This is a genomic window from Sphingomonas cannabina, from assembly GCF_021391395.1.
Lineage (GTDB): Bacteria > Pseudomonadota > Alphaproteobacteria > Sphingomonadales > Sphingomonadaceae > Sphingomonas > Sphingomonas cannabina.
In genome coordinates this window covers 1,137,598-1,152,571 of the sequence record NZ_CP090059.1, presented here as the reverse complement: position 1 = coordinate 1,152,571, position 14,974 = coordinate 1,137,598, and the positions used below count along the sequence as shown (strand labels likewise).

General features: G+C 67.7%; 13 protein-coding genes. 6 read left to right on the top strand and 7 right to left on the bottom strand.

Features of this window, described 5'->3' with window-relative positions; all coding sequences use genetic code 11:
* The first annotated feature begins 160 nt into the window (after positions 1 to 160).
* The 3 genes from gpmA to LZK98_RS05615 are packed head-to-tail and all read left to right on the top strand — an operon-like array spanning position 161 to position 2,334.
* Entirely contained in the window at positions 161 to 850 is a 690-nt protein-coding gene (gene gpmA, locus LZK98_RS05625; protein WP_233785422.1) for a 2,3-diphosphoglycerate-dependent phosphoglycerate mutase, read from the top strand.
* On the top strand, positions 850 to 1,881 hold the full coding sequence (gene mgrA / locus LZK98_RS05620) for an L-glyceraldehyde 3-phosphate reductase (protein ID WP_233785421.1): 1,032 nt from the start codon (positions 850 to 852) through the stop codon (positions 1,879 to 1,881). Before gpmA ends, mgrA begins: the two co-directional genes overlap by 1 nt.
* 24 nt (positions 1,882 to 1,905) lie before the next feature.
* Entirely contained in the window at positions 1,906 to 2,334 is a 429-nt protein-coding gene (locus LZK98_RS05615) for a VOC family protein (RefSeq protein ID WP_233785420.1), read from the top strand.
* A 175-nt stretch (positions 2,335 to 2,509) separates the two neighbouring features.
* On the opposite strand, the gene LZK98_RS05610 is transcribed toward LZK98_RS05615, so the two are convergent.
* Positions 2,510 to 4,207 (bottom strand): acyl-CoA dehydrogenase, encoded by a 1,698-nt coding sequence (locus tag LZK98_RS05610; RefSeq protein WP_233785419.1) that lies wholly within the window; start codon positions 4,205 to 4,207, stop codon positions 2,510 to 2,512.
* 47 nt (positions 4,208 to 4,254) lie between these two features.
* On the opposite strand from LZK98_RS05610, the gene LZK98_RS05605 reads away from it, so the two are divergent.
* Both LZK98_RS05605 and aqpZ read left to right on the top strand, forming a co-directional pair.
* A complete protein-coding gene (locus tag LZK98_RS05605) occupies positions 4,255 to 5,229 on the top strand; it encodes an L-threonylcarbamoyladenylate synthase (protein WP_233785418.1) in 975 nt (324 codons plus the stop codon).
* Between the two features lie 44 nt (positions 5,230 to 5,273).
* A complete protein-coding gene (gene aqpZ / locus LZK98_RS05600) occupies positions 5,274 to 6,014 on the top strand; it encodes an aquaporin Z (protein ID WP_233785417.1) in 741 nt (246 codons plus the stop codon).
* A 96-nt stretch (positions 6,015 to 6,110) separates the two neighbouring features.
* Here the strand turns inward: aqpZ and msrA are convergent, their stop codons facing one another.
* Together msrA and LZK98_RS05590 are read right to left on the bottom strand one after the other, a co-directional pair.
* Entirely contained in the window at positions 6,111 to 6,656 is a 546-nt protein-coding gene (gene msrA / locus LZK98_RS05595) for a peptide-methionine (S)-S-oxide reductase MsrA (protein WP_233785416.1), read from the bottom strand.
* Between the two features lie 16 nt (positions 6,657 to 6,672).
* On the bottom strand, positions 6,673 to 7,101 hold the full coding sequence (locus LZK98_RS05590) for a GFA family protein (protein WP_233785415.1): 429 nt from the start codon (positions 7,099 to 7,101) through the stop codon (positions 6,673 to 6,675).
* Positions 7,102 to 7,208: 107 nt separating this feature from the next.
* On the opposite strand from LZK98_RS05590, the gene galE reads away from it, so the two are divergent.
* Positions 7,209 to 8,198 (top strand): UDP-glucose 4-epimerase GalE, encoded by a 990-nt coding sequence (gene galE / locus LZK98_RS05585; RefSeq protein ID WP_233785414.1) that lies wholly within the window; start codon positions 7,209 to 7,211, stop codon positions 8,196 to 8,198.
* Positions 8,199 to 8,424: 226 nt separating this feature from the next.
* On the opposite strand, the gene LZK98_RS05580 is transcribed toward galE, so the two are convergent.
* The 4 genes from LZK98_RS05580 to LZK98_RS05565 form a co-directional block, all read right to left on the bottom strand.
* Complete coding sequence (locus LZK98_RS05580; protein ID WP_233785413.1) at positions 8,425 to 9,126, bottom strand: phosphatase PAP2 family protein; 702 nt, start codon at positions 9,124 to 9,126, stop codon at positions 8,425 to 8,427.
* A 47-nt stretch (positions 9,127 to 9,173) separates the two neighbouring features.
* Positions 9,174 to 10,484 carry an MFS transporter gene (locus LZK98_RS05575; RefSeq protein WP_233785412.1) on the bottom strand — a complete coding sequence of 437 codons (1,311 nt, stop codon included), beginning with the start codon at positions 10,482 to 10,484 and terminating at the stop codon, positions 9,174 to 9,176.
* Positions 10,485 to 10,486: 2 nt separating this feature from the next.
* Positions 10,487 to 11,671, bottom strand: a complete 1,185-nt coding sequence (gene uxuA, locus LZK98_RS05570; RefSeq protein ID WP_233785411.1) for a mannonate dehydratase — start codon at positions 11,669 to 11,671, stop codon at positions 10,487 to 10,489.
* Between the two features lie 182 nt (positions 11,672 to 11,853).
* Positions 11,854 to 14,829: a TonB-dependent receptor gene (locus LZK98_RS05565; protein WP_233785410.1), complete on the bottom strand. Its 2,976-nt coding sequence runs from the start codon at positions 14,827 to 14,829 to the stop codon at positions 11,854 to 11,856.
* Between the last annotated feature and the right edge of the window lie 145 nt (positions 14,830 to 14,974).

Genomic DNA, 14,974 nt, shown 5'->3' with positions numbered 1-14,974 from the left:
TTGAAGGTCGAACCGGCCCAATTCCCCTTCAACCGTTCGCCCTGAGCTTGTCGAAGGGCTGCCTTTCTTCCTATCAGCGCGCCGGGAAAGAAAAAGGACAGGGCTTCGACAAGCTCAGCCCGAACGGGGTTGGGGTAGGCCCCACTCTCAAGGAGTTCACATGCCCAAGCTCGTGCTCATCCGCCATGGCCAGTCGGCCTGGAACCTGGAGAACCGCTTCACCGGCTGGTGGGACGTCGGCCTGACCGAGCTGGGAGAGAAGGAGGCCTGGGACGCGGGCGAGGCGATGAAGGCGGCGGGGCTCGATTTCGACCTGACCTTCACCAGCTTCCAGACGCGGGCGATCAAGACGCTCAACCTGGCGCTGGAGGCGATGGGCCGGCTGTGGCTGCCGACGGAGAAGAGCTGGAAGCTCAACGAACGCCACTATGGCGGGCTGACCGGCCTCAACAAGGCGGAGACCGCGGCGAAGCACGGCGACGAGCAGGTCAAGCTGTGGCGCCGCAGCTTCGACGTGCCGCCGCCGCTGCCGGAGGAGGGCTCGCCGTGGGACCTCGCCAAGGACGAGCGCTACAAGGGCGTGCCGATCCCGCAGACCGAGAGCCTCAAGGACACCATCGCGCGGGTCCTCCCCTATTGGGAGGAGCGGATCGCGCCGGAGCTGCGGGCGGGCAAGCGCGTGCTGATCTCCGCGCATGGCAACTCGCTGCGCGCGCTGGTCAAGCATCTGTCGGGCATCTCGGACGCGGAGATCACCGGGCTGGAGATCCCGACCGGGCAGCCGATGGTCTATGAGCTCGACGCGGATCTCAGGCCAACCGACCGCTATTATCTGTCCGAGCGCGCCTGATGACCTACGTCCCCGCCTCCGATCGCTATGACGGCGCGATGCCCTATCGCCGCTGCGGCCGCAGCGGCATCGACCTGCCGGCGATCTCGCTAGGGCTGTGGCAGAATTTCGGCGGGGTCGACGTGTTCGAGACCGGCCGCGCGATCCTGCGCCGCGCCTTCGACCGCGGCGTCACCCATTTCGATCTCGCCAACAACTACGGCCCGCCCTACGGATCGGCCGAGGAGATGTTCGGCCGGATGATGGCCGGCGACTTCGCGGCCCATCGCGACGAGCTGATCGTCTCGACCAAGGCGGGCTGGGACATGTGGCCGGGGCCCTATGGCGGCATCGGCGGCAGCCGGAAGTATCTGATCGCCAGCCTCGACCAGTCGCTGAGGCGGATGGGGCTCGACTATGTCGACATCTTCTATTCGCACCGCGTCGATCCCAAGACCCCGCTCGAGGAGACGATGGGCGCGCTCGCGCACCTCCACCGGCAGGGCAAGGCGCTCTATGTCGGCATCTCCAGCTACTCGCCCGAGCTGACCCGGCAGGCTGCCCGCATCCTCGCCGAGGAGCGCGTGCCGCTGTTCATCCACCAGCCCAATTATTCGATGTTCAACCGCTGGATCGAGAATGGGCTGCTCGATACGCTGGAAGAGCTGGGCACCGGCTGCATCGCCTTCTCCCCGCTCGCGCAGGGGCTGCTCACCTCGCGTTACCTGAACGGCGTTCCGGAGGACACGCGCGCGGCGCGCGGCGGTTCGTTCGGCAAGGAGGTGCTGACCGCGGAGAACCTCGCGCGCATCCGCGCGTTGAATGCCATCGCCGAGCGGCGCGGCCAGACGCTCGCGCAGATGGCGATCGCCTGGGCGCTGCGCGATCCGCGCGTCACCTCGGCGCTGATCGGCGCGCGCACGGTCGAGCAGCTCGACAATTCGCTGGATGCGACGGCGCGGCTGGACTTCACCGGCGAGGAGCTGGCGGAGATCGACCGTCATGCCGTCGACGGCGGCACCGACTACTGGCGGGAGTCGGCGAGCTACTGAGATGGGGCGACGAAGGAGAGGCCGATGGTTCAGCCCTATGTTTCAGTCATCACGCTCGGCACCGCAGACGGCGCCCGCTCGCGCCGCTTCTATGTCGAAGGCTTCGGCTGGCAGCCGGTGTTCGAGAACGACGAGATCGCCTTCTATCAGCTCAACGGGATCGTGCTCGGCATATGGCGAGGCACCGCGCTCGACGAGGATCGGCAGGAACAGGCGGGGCCCGGCCCCGGTGCCTTCGCGCTCGCGCATAATGTCGGGAGCGAGGACGCGGTCGCGCCGCTGATCGACCGGCTGGTCGCGGCCGGCGGGCGGCTGCTGCGGCCGGCCGAGGCGCCGCCGCATGGGGGCGTGCGCGGCTATGTCGCCGATCCCGACGGCCATGCGTGGGAGATCGCGTGGAATCCGAGCTGGCCGATCGATGCGGAGGGGAACGTGCGGTTCGCTGGGCCGTGATCCAGAGGAGCGAAGGAACCGCACCTTAAGCGTCATGCCGGACTTGTTCCGGCATCCACTCCTCCACAAGCATAGGTGTCGAGGCTCCAGCCCGATTCTCGAAACCCGCGTTGGTTGCCCGGTGGACCCCGGAACAAGTCCGGGGTGACGAAATTTAGTGTTGTCCGCAATCGAGCTAAGCGGCGAACGTCTCCGCGTCGACCGCATACAGCGCATCCGCCTTCGCCGTCGCCGCGGCCTTGAGGCCGAGCGCCTCGGGCACGATCTGCTCGACGTAGAAGCGCGCCGTCGCGGTCTTCATCCGCAGGAACGGCTCCTCGCTGCCCGCGGCAACACGGCCCTGCCGCTCCACCAGCCAGCCGCACACGGCGACCGAGAGCATCGTCAGGAACGGATAGCTCGCCGCCAACCGGTCGTCGATCTCGGCTGCCAGCAGCGTGCGGGCGGCCTGCTCGCACGCATCGATCAGCCCGCGGAGCGCCGGCGCCTCGGCCTCGGCACGCATGTCCGCCACCAGTCGCGCCAGCACGCCGCCGTTGTCGAGCCCGAGCTTGCGGCCGACGAGGTCCGCCGCCTGGATGCCGTTGGTGCCCTCGTAGATCGGGGTGATGCGGGCGTCGCGGAAATATTTCGCCGCGCCGGTCTCCTCGATATAGCCCATGCCGCCGTGGACCTGGATGCCCAGGCTCGCGACCTCGTTGCCGAGATCGGTGCCGTGCGCCTTGGCGAGCGGGGTGAGCAGGTCGAGCCGCGCCTTGGCCTCGGCGTCGCCGCGCGCGGCGCGGTCGACCTCGGCGGCGGCGAGATAGACCAGCGCGCGGGCGGCCTGGGTCTGCGCCTTCATCCGCATCAGCATCCGGCGGACGTCGGGATGCTCGACGATCGCGACCGGCCCCGCCCCCGGCGCCGAGGCGCGCGCGGACTGGATGCGCTCGCGGGCGTACTCCACCGCCTTCTGCGTCGCGCGCTCGGCGACCTGCACGCCCTGGAGGCCGACGTTGAGGCGGGCGTTGTTCATCATCGTGAACATCGCGCGGATGCCGCCGAGCTCGCCCCCGATCAGCTCGCCGACGCAGTCGCCGTTGTCGCCGAACGACAGCACGCAGGTCGGCGAGGCGTGGAGGCCCATCTTGTGCTCGATCGAGACGACGCGCACGTCGTTGGGCTCGCCGGGATGGCCGCCGGCGTCGAGGCGGTATTTGGGGACGAGGAACAGCGACAGCCCCTTGGTGCCGGGCGGCGCGTCGGGCGTGCGGGCGAGGACGAGGTGGACGATGTTGTCGGCCATGTCGTGGTCGCCGAACGAGATGAAGATCTTGGTGCCCTGGATGCTGAACGTCCCGTCGCCGCGCGGGGTGGCGCGGGTGCGGAGCGCGCCGACGTCGCTGCCGGCCTGCGGCTCGGTGAGGTTCATCGTGCCGGTCCATTCCCCGGTCGCGAGCTTCGGCAGGTAGCGCGCCTGCTGCTCGGGCGTGCCGTGGTGGGTGAGCGCCTCGATCGCGCCCACGGTCAGCGTCGGCGCCAGCGCGAATGCCATATTGGCGCTGCCCAGCGTCTCCAGCACGGCGGCGGCGAGGCAGAAGGGCAGGCCCTGGCCGCCGAACGCCTCCGGCGAGCCGATCGTGCCCCAGCCGCCCTCGACATAGGCCTTGTAGGCCGCCGCATAGCCCTCCGGCATCACCACGCCCCGCTCGGTCCATTTCGCACCAATGGTGTCGCCAATGGTGTCGAGCGGCGCCCATTCGCCCGCGGCGAACTGGCCCGCCCCTTCCAGCACCGCGTCGAGGATGTCGTGGTCGACGCCGAGCTCGCCGATGCGGGCGACATGGTCGAGCACGAAGCGCTGCTCGGCGACGGCGGGGGTGAAGGGCATGATCCTCTCGCTTGCTGCTTGTCCGCCGAGGCTATAGCCGCAGGCGCATGAGCGCGCCAAACACGCGGACCTTACCCTACGGCGAGGCGGCCATCGCCGAGGCCGCGGCGGTGATTCGCGCGGGCGGATGCGTCGCGGTGCCGACCGAGACGGTCTACGGACTCGCCGCCGACGCCACCGATTCGCGGGCGGTGGCGGGCATCTATACGGCCAAGGGACGGCCGAGCTTCAATCCGCTGATCGTGCATGTGCCGGACCTCGCAGCGGCGGAGGCGATCGCGGTGTTCGACGGCGAGGCGCGGGCGCTGGCCGAGCGGTTCTGGCCCGGACCGCTGACATTGGTGCTGCCGGTGCGCGAGGGGGCGGTGGCGAGCCTCGTCACCGCCGGGCTCTCGACGGTGGCGGTGCGGGTGCCGCGTCATCGGGCGATGCAGGGCCTGTTGCGAGCTTCGGGCAAGCCGCTGGCGGCGCCGTCCGCCAATGCGAGCGGGAGCATCAGCCCGACGCGGGCGGAGCATGTCGTCGCAAGCCTCGGCGGGCGCATTCCGCTGGTGATCGACGACGGGCCGACCGAGGCCGGGATCGAGTCGACGATCGTGATGGGAAGGACGGTGCTCCGTCCCGGACCGATCGCCGAAGAGGAACTGTTCCCCGGCGAAGGCCGGGGCCCAGTCACGACGCAGCCCGATGCTCCTTCGCCGGGGCACGTTGCAGCTCCTGGCCAACTCGAAAGTCACTACGCACCGTCCAAGCCCCTTCGTCTCGACGCGACCGAACGGCGCAACGGTGAATGGCTGATCGGCTTCGGCCCGGTCGTGGGGGACGCCACCCTCTCCGCCTCGGGCGATCCGGTCGAGGCGGCCGCCCGGCTATTCGACGAGCTCCACCGCGCCGATGCGAGCCCCTCGCCTGCCATCGCCGTCGCGCCGATTCCTGCCGCGGGAATCGGCGTCGCGATCAACGATCGCCTGCGCCGCGCGGCACATCCGCGCGATTCTTTACACGTCCGCAACGACGCATAGACTGCGCCCACCCGCGTGAGTCGGGGGAACGCAGGAGAAATGCCATGACCAATGTGCAGCGTGGACTTGCGGAACTGATCGGGACATTCTGGCTGGTGTTCGGCGGATGCGGCAGTGCGGTGCTGGCCGCGGCCTTTCCGGACGTGGGCATCGGCCTGTTGGGCGTATCGCTGGCCTTCGGGCTCACCGTGCTGACCATGGCCTATGCGATCGGCCATATCTCGGGCTGCCATCTCAATCCGGCGGTCACCGTCGGCCTGTGGGCCGGCGGGCGGTTTCCGTCGAAGGACATCCCGCTCTACGTGGTCGCGCAGGTGATCGGCGCGGCGATCGCGGCCTATCTGCTGCTTCTGATCGCGCAGGGTCAGCCGGGCTGGGATCTGGCGACCAAGGGCCTCGCCGCCAACGGCTTCGCCGAGCATTCGCCGGGGCATTTCTCGCTGGCCGCGGGCTTCACCATCGAGGTGGTGCTGACCTTCATCTTCCTGCTGGTGATCCTGGGCGCGACCGACGGCCGCGCGCCGGCCGGCTTCGCGCCGATCGCGATCGGGCTGTGCCTGACGCTGATCCACCTCATCTCGATCCCCGTCACCAACACCTCGGTCAACCCGGCGCGCAGCACCGGGCCGGCGCTGGTGGTCGACGGCTGGGCGCTCGGCCAGCTGTGGCTGTTCTGGGTGGCGCCGATCGTCGGCGGCGTGCTGGGCGGGATCGTCTACAAGGCGCTCGGCGCCGAAGCGGCGACGCGCCCGCCGGTCGAGGGCGAGGCGCTTCCGGCGGAGTGACCCTCTTCCGTTCGTGCTGAGCTTGTCGAAGCACCGTCCTTTTCTTCCAAAGAAGAAGGACAGCCCTTCGACAGGCTCAGGGCGAACGGGATAGGATCAGGCGTTCGTCAGCGCCTTCGACCGCGCGGCGAAGCTCTTGCGGAGCTTCTGGAGCTTGGGCGGGATCACCGCCAGGCAATAGGGATTCCGCTGGCCCTCGCCTTCCCAATATTGCTGGTGATAGTCCTCGGCGGGCCACCAGGTGCCGAGCGGCTCGATCGCGGTGACGATCGGGTCGGGCCAGTTCGCCTGGTTGCGTTCGATCGCGGCGCGCGCCGCCGCCTCCTGCTCCGGCGAATGCGGGAAGATCGCCGAGCGGTATTGCGTACCGATGTCGTTGCCCTGGCGGTTGAGCGTCGTCGGATCGTGCGTCGCGAAGAAGATGTCGAGCAGGTCGTCGTAGCTCACCTGCGCCGGATCGAAGGTCACCCGGATCGCCTCGGCATGACCGGTGTCGCCGCCGCACACCTGCTTGTAGGTCGGATGGTCGACATGGCCGCCGATATAGCCGCTCTCGACGCTCTCGACGCCGATCACGTCCTTGTACACCGCCTCGGTGCACCAGAAGCAGCCGCCGGCGAGCGTTGCGGTTTCCGTCGTCATGGCATGGTTCCTTTCGTTACGCGCCGTCGCCGGCCCCGAACGCGGCGAAGACCTCCGCGCCGGTCTGGTTCCGGGTCCGTTCGGCAAAGCTGTAGGTCGACGGCTTCTCGTCGATGAATATCTGGGAGGTGAAGGCGAAATCGCCAGGGTTGTCGAACGCCTGCACCGAGACGGCGATGTGCTCCCCATCCTTCGACCGCCAGAACATCGTGCTGCCGCAGGTCGTGCAGAAGCAGCGTTCGGCCCATTCCGAGGAGACATAGCAGCTCAGCGCGCCGGGGTCCGCGACATCGACCGCCTTGGCCTCGACCGCCAGGAACACGCCGCCCGACCAGCGGCGGCACATGCCGCAATGGCAGGCGCCCATCTCCGGCTCGGCGATCTCGGCTTCGAAACGGACTGCCCCGCAAAGGCAACGTCCTGCATATCTGGACGGCTCGGGCATCGCTGGCTCCTCGGCTGGGCGGCTTGACGGGCGAGATAGGGGTGCCATGGCGCTCGGGCAATGATTGCCCGGATGGCCGGGCGCAACGCAAACGTGAAAGGGCGACGATGGACGGCGCGGTGCTGGTGACGGGCGGTGCGGGGTATATCGGCAGCCATGCGGTGCTGGCGCTGGCCGACGCGGGCTACCGCGTTGTCGTGATCGACAACCTCGTCACCGGCTTCGACTGGGCGGTCGACCCGCGCGCCACCTTCGTCCGGATGGCGGTCGAGGATCCGGCGGTCCGCGACGTGATGCGCGAGCACGACGTCCGCGCGGTCATGCACTTCGCCGGATCGGTGGTGGTGCCGGAATCGGTCAGCGATCCGCTCAAATACTATCGCAACAACACCGCGGCGAGCCGGTCGCTGATCGAGAGCGCGGTGGCGAGCGGGGTACGGCATTTCATCTTCTCGTCGACCGCCGCGACCTACGGCATCCCGGAGAAGGTGCCGGTCGCCGAGGGCGACCCGACCGTGCCGATCAACCCCTACGGCATGTCCAAGCTGATGACCGAGGCGATGCTGCGCGACGTCGCGGCGGCGCATCCGATCAACTACGCGGCGCTCCGCTACTTCAACGTCGCCGGCGCCGATCCCAAGGGCCGCTCGGGCCAGTCGACCGCGGGGGCGACCCACCTCATCAAGGTCGCGGTCGAGGCGGCGATCGGCAAGCGCGACGGGGTGAGCGTGTTCGGCACCGACTTCGCGACCCCCGACGGCACCGGCGTGCGCGACTATATCCACGTCACCGATCTTGCCGCGGCGCATGTCCATGCGCTGGAGCTGCTGATCGCCGAGCCCGGGAAGAGCCACACGCTCAACGCCGGTTATGGCCGCGGCTTTTCGGTGCTGGAGGTGCTCGATGCGGTCGACCGGGTCACCAACCTCAGGATCGAGCGCCGCCTCGAAGGCCGCCGCCCCGGCGATCCCGACGCGCTGGTCGCCGACAACAGCGCGATCCTCGCCACCCTGCCCTGGCGTCCGCAGCACGCCGACCTCGACGGCATCGTCAAGGATGCGCTGGCTTGGGAGCGCAAGCTGGCGGAACGGGGTTAACGGTCTTCGCGGGGGCGTGGCGAGAAGAAGAAGACTTGGTTCACGCGGAGACGCGGAGGACGCAGAGATCACGTCGCCTGCCGCACGCTCAGCCGCACCAGCGGCCTTCAGACTCGTCACTTGCTACAGGTTGAATGGTCTCGCTGACGCAAGACGGAGCTACAGGCGAGACATTTCTGCGTCCCCCGCGTCTCCGCGTGAACCAACTCTTCTTCTCTTCACGCCTTCACAACCGCCGCCGCAGCAGCCGCGCCTCGATCCACCACCACATCAGCGCCCAAAGCGCACCGAACAGCCATCCGGCGAGCACGTCGCTCGGCCAATGCACGCCGAGGTAGACGCGGCTGATCCCGATCGCGCCGGTCAGCAGCAGGGCGACGGCGAGCACGAACACGCGGATCCGCGCCTCACGAACCACCGGGAACAGCAGCGAGGCGAGCGTCAGGTAGATGATCGCGCTGTTGGCGGCATGACCGCTGGGGAAGCTCGCGTTGCTCACCTCCACCAGATGATCGATCAGCGTCGGCCGCGGCCGCGCGAAACCGGCCTTGAGCGCGGAGACGGCCCAGCTGCCCGACAGCGACGCCATCAGCACGAGCAGCGCCGGCCGCCACAGCCGCTTGAGCGCTAGGAAGACGATCGTCAGCACGACCACGCCGGTCAGCACCGTCGCGCCGCCCAGCGCGGTCACGTCGCCCATCGCGCCCGCGAGCCATGCCGGGCCGGCCGGGAGCTCCGGATGACCGGGCACGCGCATCGCGAGCATGAGGCTGCGGTCGAGCGCCATCGCTTCGCCGGCACGCACCTCCGATCCGAGCCGGAACAGAAGCCAGAGGGCGCCGGCGACCAGCGCCCCGGCGATCAGCAGCCAGGGCGGCCGGCGCGTCGCTCGCACAGGTGGAACAGTCGGCACGAGCGGTTCGATCATTGCGGCGGATTATAGCCTTCGATCCCGCGACGCTATCGTGATCGGAGCTAAACCTCACCAGCCGCCGGTGCCGCTCGATCCAGCTGCGGCACGAGGAGCTGGACCAAGAGAAGCGCGACCAGATAGGCCGTGCCCGCCCAGAGGAACACCGGGAGATAGCTGCCGACCGTCTCGAGCACCTGCCCCACGTAGCGGGCCATGATCATCCCGCCGACCGCGCCCGCCGCGCCGCCGATCCCCATCACCGACGCGACCGAACCGCGCGGGAAAGTGTCCGACACCATCGTGTAGAGGTTCGACGACCATCCCTGATGCGCGGCGGCAGCGACGCCGAGGATCGCGACTGCGGCGAGAAGGCTGGAGACCACGCTCGCGAAGAAGACCGGCAATACCGCCAGCGCGCAGGCGAGTAGCGCCAGCTTGCGTCCGGCGTTGACGCTGTAGCCGCGCTTGATGAGCCATGAGGACAGCCAGCCGCCGCCGATGCTGCCGACGTCGGCCAGCAGATAGACCGCGATCAGCGGCGGGCCGAAGCTGGTCAGGTCGAGCCCGTGCCGCTTGGCGAAGAAGTCGGGCAACCAGAACAGGAACAGATACCACACCGGGTCGGTCAGGAACTTGGCTGTGGCGAACGCCCAGGTGCCGCGGTGGCGGAACAGCGCGGGCCACGGGATCGGGGCGGGTGCGGCGTCGGTGGCGTCGTCGGCGTTGATATAGGCGAGCTCTTGGGACGACACGCGGGGATGCCGCGCCGGCGCGCGATAGAAGGCGAGCCAGGCGACCAGCCACACGAAGCCGAGCAGCCCCGTCACGATGAACGCGCCCTGCCAGCCGTAGCGGATGGCGATGAACGGCACGATGATCGGCGTCGCGATCGCGCCGACATTGGCGCCGGCGTTGAGGATGCCGGCGGCGAGCGCCCGCTCCTTCTTCGGAAACCATTCGGCGACCGACTTGATCGCCGCGGGGAAGTTGGCGGCCTCGCCCAGCCCGAGCGCGAACCGCGCCAGCGAGAAGCCGCCCGGGCTGCGCGCCAGCGCATGGGCGAGCGCGGCTAGGCTCCACACGCCGATCGCCGCGGCATAGCCGAGCTTCGAGCCGATGCGGTCGATCAGCGGTCCGCAGGCGAGCAAGCCGATCGCATAGGCCGCCTGGAACCAGAACACGATCATGCCATAGTCGATCTCGGACCAGCCGAGCTCGGCCTGGAGCGTCGGCTTGAGGATGCCGATCACCTGCCGGTCGATGTAGTTGATCGTCGTTGCGAAGAAGAGCAGCGCGCAGATGATCCAGCGGACGTTGCCGCCCGCGGAGGCCGGGGCCGGGCGTGTCGCCTCGTTCGGATCTGTCGCGCTCATCGTCATGCGGTGACCAGGCGCTCGGCAGCGGCGGTCGCGTATGCGATGCCGCGCTCGACTCCGCGTAGCTCGGCCAGGCCGCGCATGCGGCCGAGCAGCGAGTAGCCGGGCAGCGTCGTCTTGGTGAGGTCGTCGAGCATCTGGTGCCCATGGTCAGGCCGCATTGGGATCGAGCGGCCTTCGCGCTGCTGCAGCGCGTGGATGGCCGCGACGAGCCGGACCATGCCGGCGTCCCCCTCGAGATGGGCCGCCTCGTGGAAGGTGCCCTCGCCCTCGCGCTGGACCGAGCGGAGGTGGAGGAAGCCGATCCGGTCGCCCAGCCGATCGATCATGCCCGGCAGGTCGTTGTCGGGGCGCACGCCGAACGACCCCGCGCAGAAGCACAGGCCGTTCGACCGGTTGGGAACGCGCGCGAACAGCGTCGCGACATCGTCCTCGGTGCTCACCACGCGCGGCAGGCCGAACAGCGGGAACGGCGGGTCGTCCGGGTGGACGACGAGACGGATCCCGAGCTCGTCCGCCAGCGGGCACACCGCCTCCAGGAAGGCGACGTGATTGGCGCGCAGCGCGTCGGCGTCGACATCGTCATATTGTGCAAGCGCGTCGCGAAACCGATCGGCGGTGAAGGTCTCCTCGCTGCCCGGCAGCCCGGCGATGATCGTGCGTTCGAGCCGATCGCGGTCCTCGTCGCTCATCGCGTGGAACCGTCGCGCCGCGCGCTCGACCAGGGCAGGCGGATAGTCGCGTTCGGCGCCCGTGCGGCGCAGGATGTGCAGGTCATAGGCCGCCGCCGCCTCGATCTCGAACCGCAGCGCCAGCGCGCCGTCCGGCAGCTCCCAGGCAAGGTCTGTGCGGGTCCAGTCGATCACCGGCATGAAATTGTAGGTGACGGTGGTGATGCCGCATGCGGCGAGGTTGACCAGGCTCTCGCGATAGCGCTCGACCAGCTCGTGCCAGTCCTTCGCGCGGGTCTTGATCCCCTCGTGCACCGGCAGGCTCTCGACGACCGTCCAGCCCAGGCCCGACGCCTCGATCTCCTGCCTGCGCGCGGCGATCGCCTCGCGCGGCCAGATCGCGCCGTTGGCAACCTCGTGGAGCGCGGTGACGACCTCGCTGGCGCCGGCCTGTCGGATATCCTTCAGCGTCACGGGGTCGGATGGGCCGAACCAGCGCATCGTTTCAGTCATCAACACCGGTTACTTGCCTCCTTTGCCGCCCACCGAGGCCACCCCGGCCTCTCTCGCCAAGTGGACGGTTAGCAGGTCTGAATTTAGCAGGCCAGATACAAAGAATTGGTAAGGCAAATTTGGATATAGCGAACGAAGCTCGCCGTGAGCCGGGAGAGGCTCACGGCGACAGGGGAGGAGGGCTAGAATTGGAAGTTGACCGCCAGGGCGTAGGTGCGGCCGAAATAGGCGGTGTACAGCGGGTCCTTCCGCATGGTGTCGGTGTAGAGGCGGTTGGTCTCGTTGGTGATGTTCGACACCTCGGCGATCAGCTTGATGTTGTCGCTGATGTTGTATGACGCCGATGCGTCGACGAAGATCGAGCTGGCGTTGACGTTGGCGTCGCTGTCGGTCGGGCCGGGGACGCCGGTGAGGAACGCCGCGCGATAGTTGATCGTCGAGCGGATGCTGAACTTGTCATCCTCATAGTAGAGCGTGCCGCTGGCTGTCTCCGGCGAGAGGCCGACGAGCGGCGCCCTGCGTGTGATCGTCGGCGAGATGATGTAGTTGATGCTCGAGCGCACGCGCGTGAAGTTGGCGAGCAGGCCGAAGTTGCTGAACGCCCCGGGCAGGAAACGGAACGGCAGCTGGAGGTTCACCTCGAACCCGCGCAGCGGCCCGCCGTCGGTGTTGTTGCTGCGCGTCACGCTGAACAGTTCGTCCGCGGTGACGCCGGTGCCCGTGCCCTCCAGCAACGACAGCGGGAGTCCGAGCTCGCGGAACGGCACCAGCTGGTTGGTGTTCTGGATATAGGTCTCGATGTTCTTGTAGAAATAGGCGACCGACAGCAGCGAGCCGGGCGCGAAATACCATTCGAGCGAGGCGTCGAAGGTGTTGGCGCGGATCGGATCGAGATAGGGATTGGTGATCGAAGCGGTGCGGATCACGATGTTCGCGCTGCCGCTGGGGATCAGCTGGCCGTAGGACGGACGCGACATCACCCGCGCCGCTGAGAAGCGCGCAATGAGGTCGGGCGTGACGTCGAGCGCGAGGTTCATCGACGGCAGCCAGTCCTCGTACGAGCGCTTCACCTGCGAGATCACGTACTGTGAAGGATAGGGCGATCCGGCCGGCGCCTGGGTGGGGATCGGGCCGTAGGTGTCGAGGTCGGTGTGGACGTAGCGAACGCCCGCATCGCCGCGCAGCGCGAACGGCAGGACGTCCTTGGTGTCGAACTTCACCATGACGTAGCCGGACTTGTATTTCTCGTCGACGCCGCCGTAGGTGCCCTTGGCGCACTCCACGCTGCAATATTGGTAGCTGCTGAAGTTCACCGCGTCGCGGAACTTGTCCGGATCGATCGCGACGAAATCCTGCATCTGGCCGTCGAGATTCTTGCCGATCCCCTTCGTCACGAAGGTGATGTCGGCGAGCGACACGCCCGCCGGCAGCAGCTGCGGCAGCGACTGGGCAGGGATCAGCTGGCGCTCGCGCGCGGTATATTTGTTGGTGCGATACTGGCCGCCGACCTGAACGGTGAAGTTCGGCGCCGCTTCCCATTCGCCGTTGAGCTCGAACGTCTTGCTGACGATGGTGTTCTTGCGGATGAAGTTCGAAATCTGCCCGCGCTGCGTGCCGTCGGGCAGCGGCGGGCCATAGAGGAAGTTGGCCGGGTCGGTCAGGTCGATGCCGTAGCCGATCTTCGGGACATGCGGATTGTCGCGGAAGTCGATCGAGAAATCGTCGGTGTCGTTCGAATCGATCGCGACCTGCAGACGGTTCACCTTCAGTTGCGAATCATTGACGCCGGCCATGCCGAAGACGCGGAACGTGTCGGAGAAGCGATGGTCGAAGTTGAGGTTCACCTGGCGGAAGGTCGAGGTGAAACGCTCGTCCTGCATCTCCGAGCGCAGGTCCACGCCGTCCCACAGGCCATGGATCAGCGACCCGTTGTCGTCGACCTCAATATCGCGGATCGACATCATCGGCTGGCCGTTGTTCGCGGCGGTCCGGCCCATCGAACGCGCGTCGATCATCGTGTCGAGGCGATTGACCTTGAAGCGTGAATAGAGGCCGTCGAGCGAGATGTCGGTATTGTCGGTCGGCTTCCACTGCAATGTCAGCGATCCGGCCAGACGCTCCTGGTCCTGGCTGCCCTTCACCGGACGCGGCAGGCGCGGCAGGAACACCCCGCCGCCCGGACGACCCGACACGCCCGTCCGGCTCATGATATAGTCATAAGCTTCCTTCGTGCTGGTGCGGGGATTGCCGGCGCTGCAGTTGTTGGCATCGGCGCCCACCGACGTGCCGCTGTTGGCGTAGCCCGGCGCCGGACTGGTCACCGGTACGCCCTGATAGGTGTAGCCGACGGGCGTACAATAGGGGAAGATGATGCTGGTCGGAGCGGTGGCGCCCGGCAGCGTCACCGATTGCGATTGCCCGGCGACGTAGGACGGCAAGATGTCGACCGCCGAATAGGCATATTCGTCGATGTGACGCTTGGAATAGGCGACGCTGCCGAGCACCCCGAAGGTGTCGCCGAACTTTTTGGAAACCAGCGCGGACAGCCGCGGATCGACCTCCTTGGCGATATCGTTGTAGATGCCGCGGGCAGTACCCGAGAAGACGAAGTCCTTCTTCTGATCGAACGGCTTGGGCGCGCGCAGGTCGACGGTCGCGCCGAGCGAGCCTTCCTCTACGTCGGCCGACAGGGTCTTGCGTACCGAGAGGCTCGAGAAGATCTCGGTCGGGAAGGTCACGAAGTCGAATGAACGCCCGGTGGCGACACCGCCGCGGATGTCGCTGCCGCTGACCTGCGACACGCCCTCCATCCCGTTGATGCGCACGCGGGTGAACTGGGCGCCGAGGCCGCGGACCGAGATGTTGCGCCCCTCGCCGCCGTCGCCACGCGACAGGGCGACACCGGGAATGCGCTGCATCGACTCGGCGAGGTTCGAATCGGGGAATTTGCCGATGTCCTCGGCGACGATGCTGTCGATCGCCGCGGTTTCCTCCCGCTTCAGGTTCAGCGCGCTGTTCAGCGAAGCGCGGAAGCCGGTGACGACGATGTCCGGCTGCGAATCGGTCTGGGGAGAATCGGCGGCTGGTTGCCCACCTGTCTGGCCGGTTTGCTCTGCGGAAGCTTGCGGGGTCGCCTGACCGAACGCCGGCAACGCCATACAGAGACTCACCAAACTCGCCGAGATCAATAGCTGACGCTTGCTGCGGCTATCGCGGTTCATTTCCCCTCTCCCTGATTGGCCGGCAGCCGCTTTGGCCGCTCGGCATATGATTCCTGACAATCGGGTTTGTATCTTATTGTTA

Coding starts and splice junctions, on each gene's coding strand:
- LZK98_RS05615 (WP_233785420.1), top strand. CDS start 1,906: ATGGTTCAGCCCTATGTTTCAGTCATCACGCTCGGCACCGCAGACGGC.
- LZK98_RS05605 (WP_233785418.1), top strand. CDS start 4,255: ATGAGCGCGCCAAACACGCGGACCTTACCCTACGGCGAGGCGGCCATC.
- LZK98_RS05575 (WP_233785412.1), bottom strand. CDS start 10,484: ATGAGCGCGACAGATCCGAACGAGGCGACACGCCCGGCCCCGGCCTCC.
- LZK98_RS05580 (WP_233785413.1), bottom strand. CDS start 9,126: ATGATCGAACCGCTCGTGCCGACTGTTCCACCTGTGCGAGCGACGCGC.
- galE (WP_233785414.1), top strand. CDS start 7,209: ATGGACGGCGCGGTGCTGGTGACGGGCGGTGCGGGGTATATCGGCAGC.
- aqpZ (WP_233785417.1), top strand. CDS start 5,274: ATGACCAATGTGCAGCGTGGACTTGCGGAACTGATCGGGACATTCTGG.
- LZK98_RS05590 (WP_233785415.1), bottom strand. CDS start 7,101: ATGCCCGAGCCGTCCAGATATGCAGGACGTTGCCTTTGCGGGGCAGTC.
- LZK98_RS05610 (WP_233785419.1), bottom strand. CDS start 4,207: ATGCCCTTCACCCCCGCCGTCGCCGAGCAGCGCTTCGTGCTCGACCAT.
- msrA (WP_233785416.1), bottom strand. CDS start 6,656: ATGACGACGGAAACCGCAACGCTCGCCGGCGGCTGCTTCTGGTGCACC.
- gpmA (WP_233785422.1), top strand. CDS start 161: ATGCCCAAGCTCGTGCTCATCCGCCATGGCCAGTCGGCCTGGAACCTG.
- uxuA (WP_233785411.1), bottom strand. CDS start 11,671: ATGACTGAAACGATGCGCTGGTTCGGCCCATCCGACCCCGTGACGCTG.
- mgrA (WP_233785421.1), top strand. CDS start 850: ATGACCTACGTCCCCGCCTCCGATCGCTATGACGGCGCGATGCCCTAT.
- LZK98_RS05565 (WP_233785410.1), bottom strand. CDS start 14,829: ATGGCGTTGCCGGCGTTCGGTCAGGCGACCCCGCAAGCTTCCGCAGAG.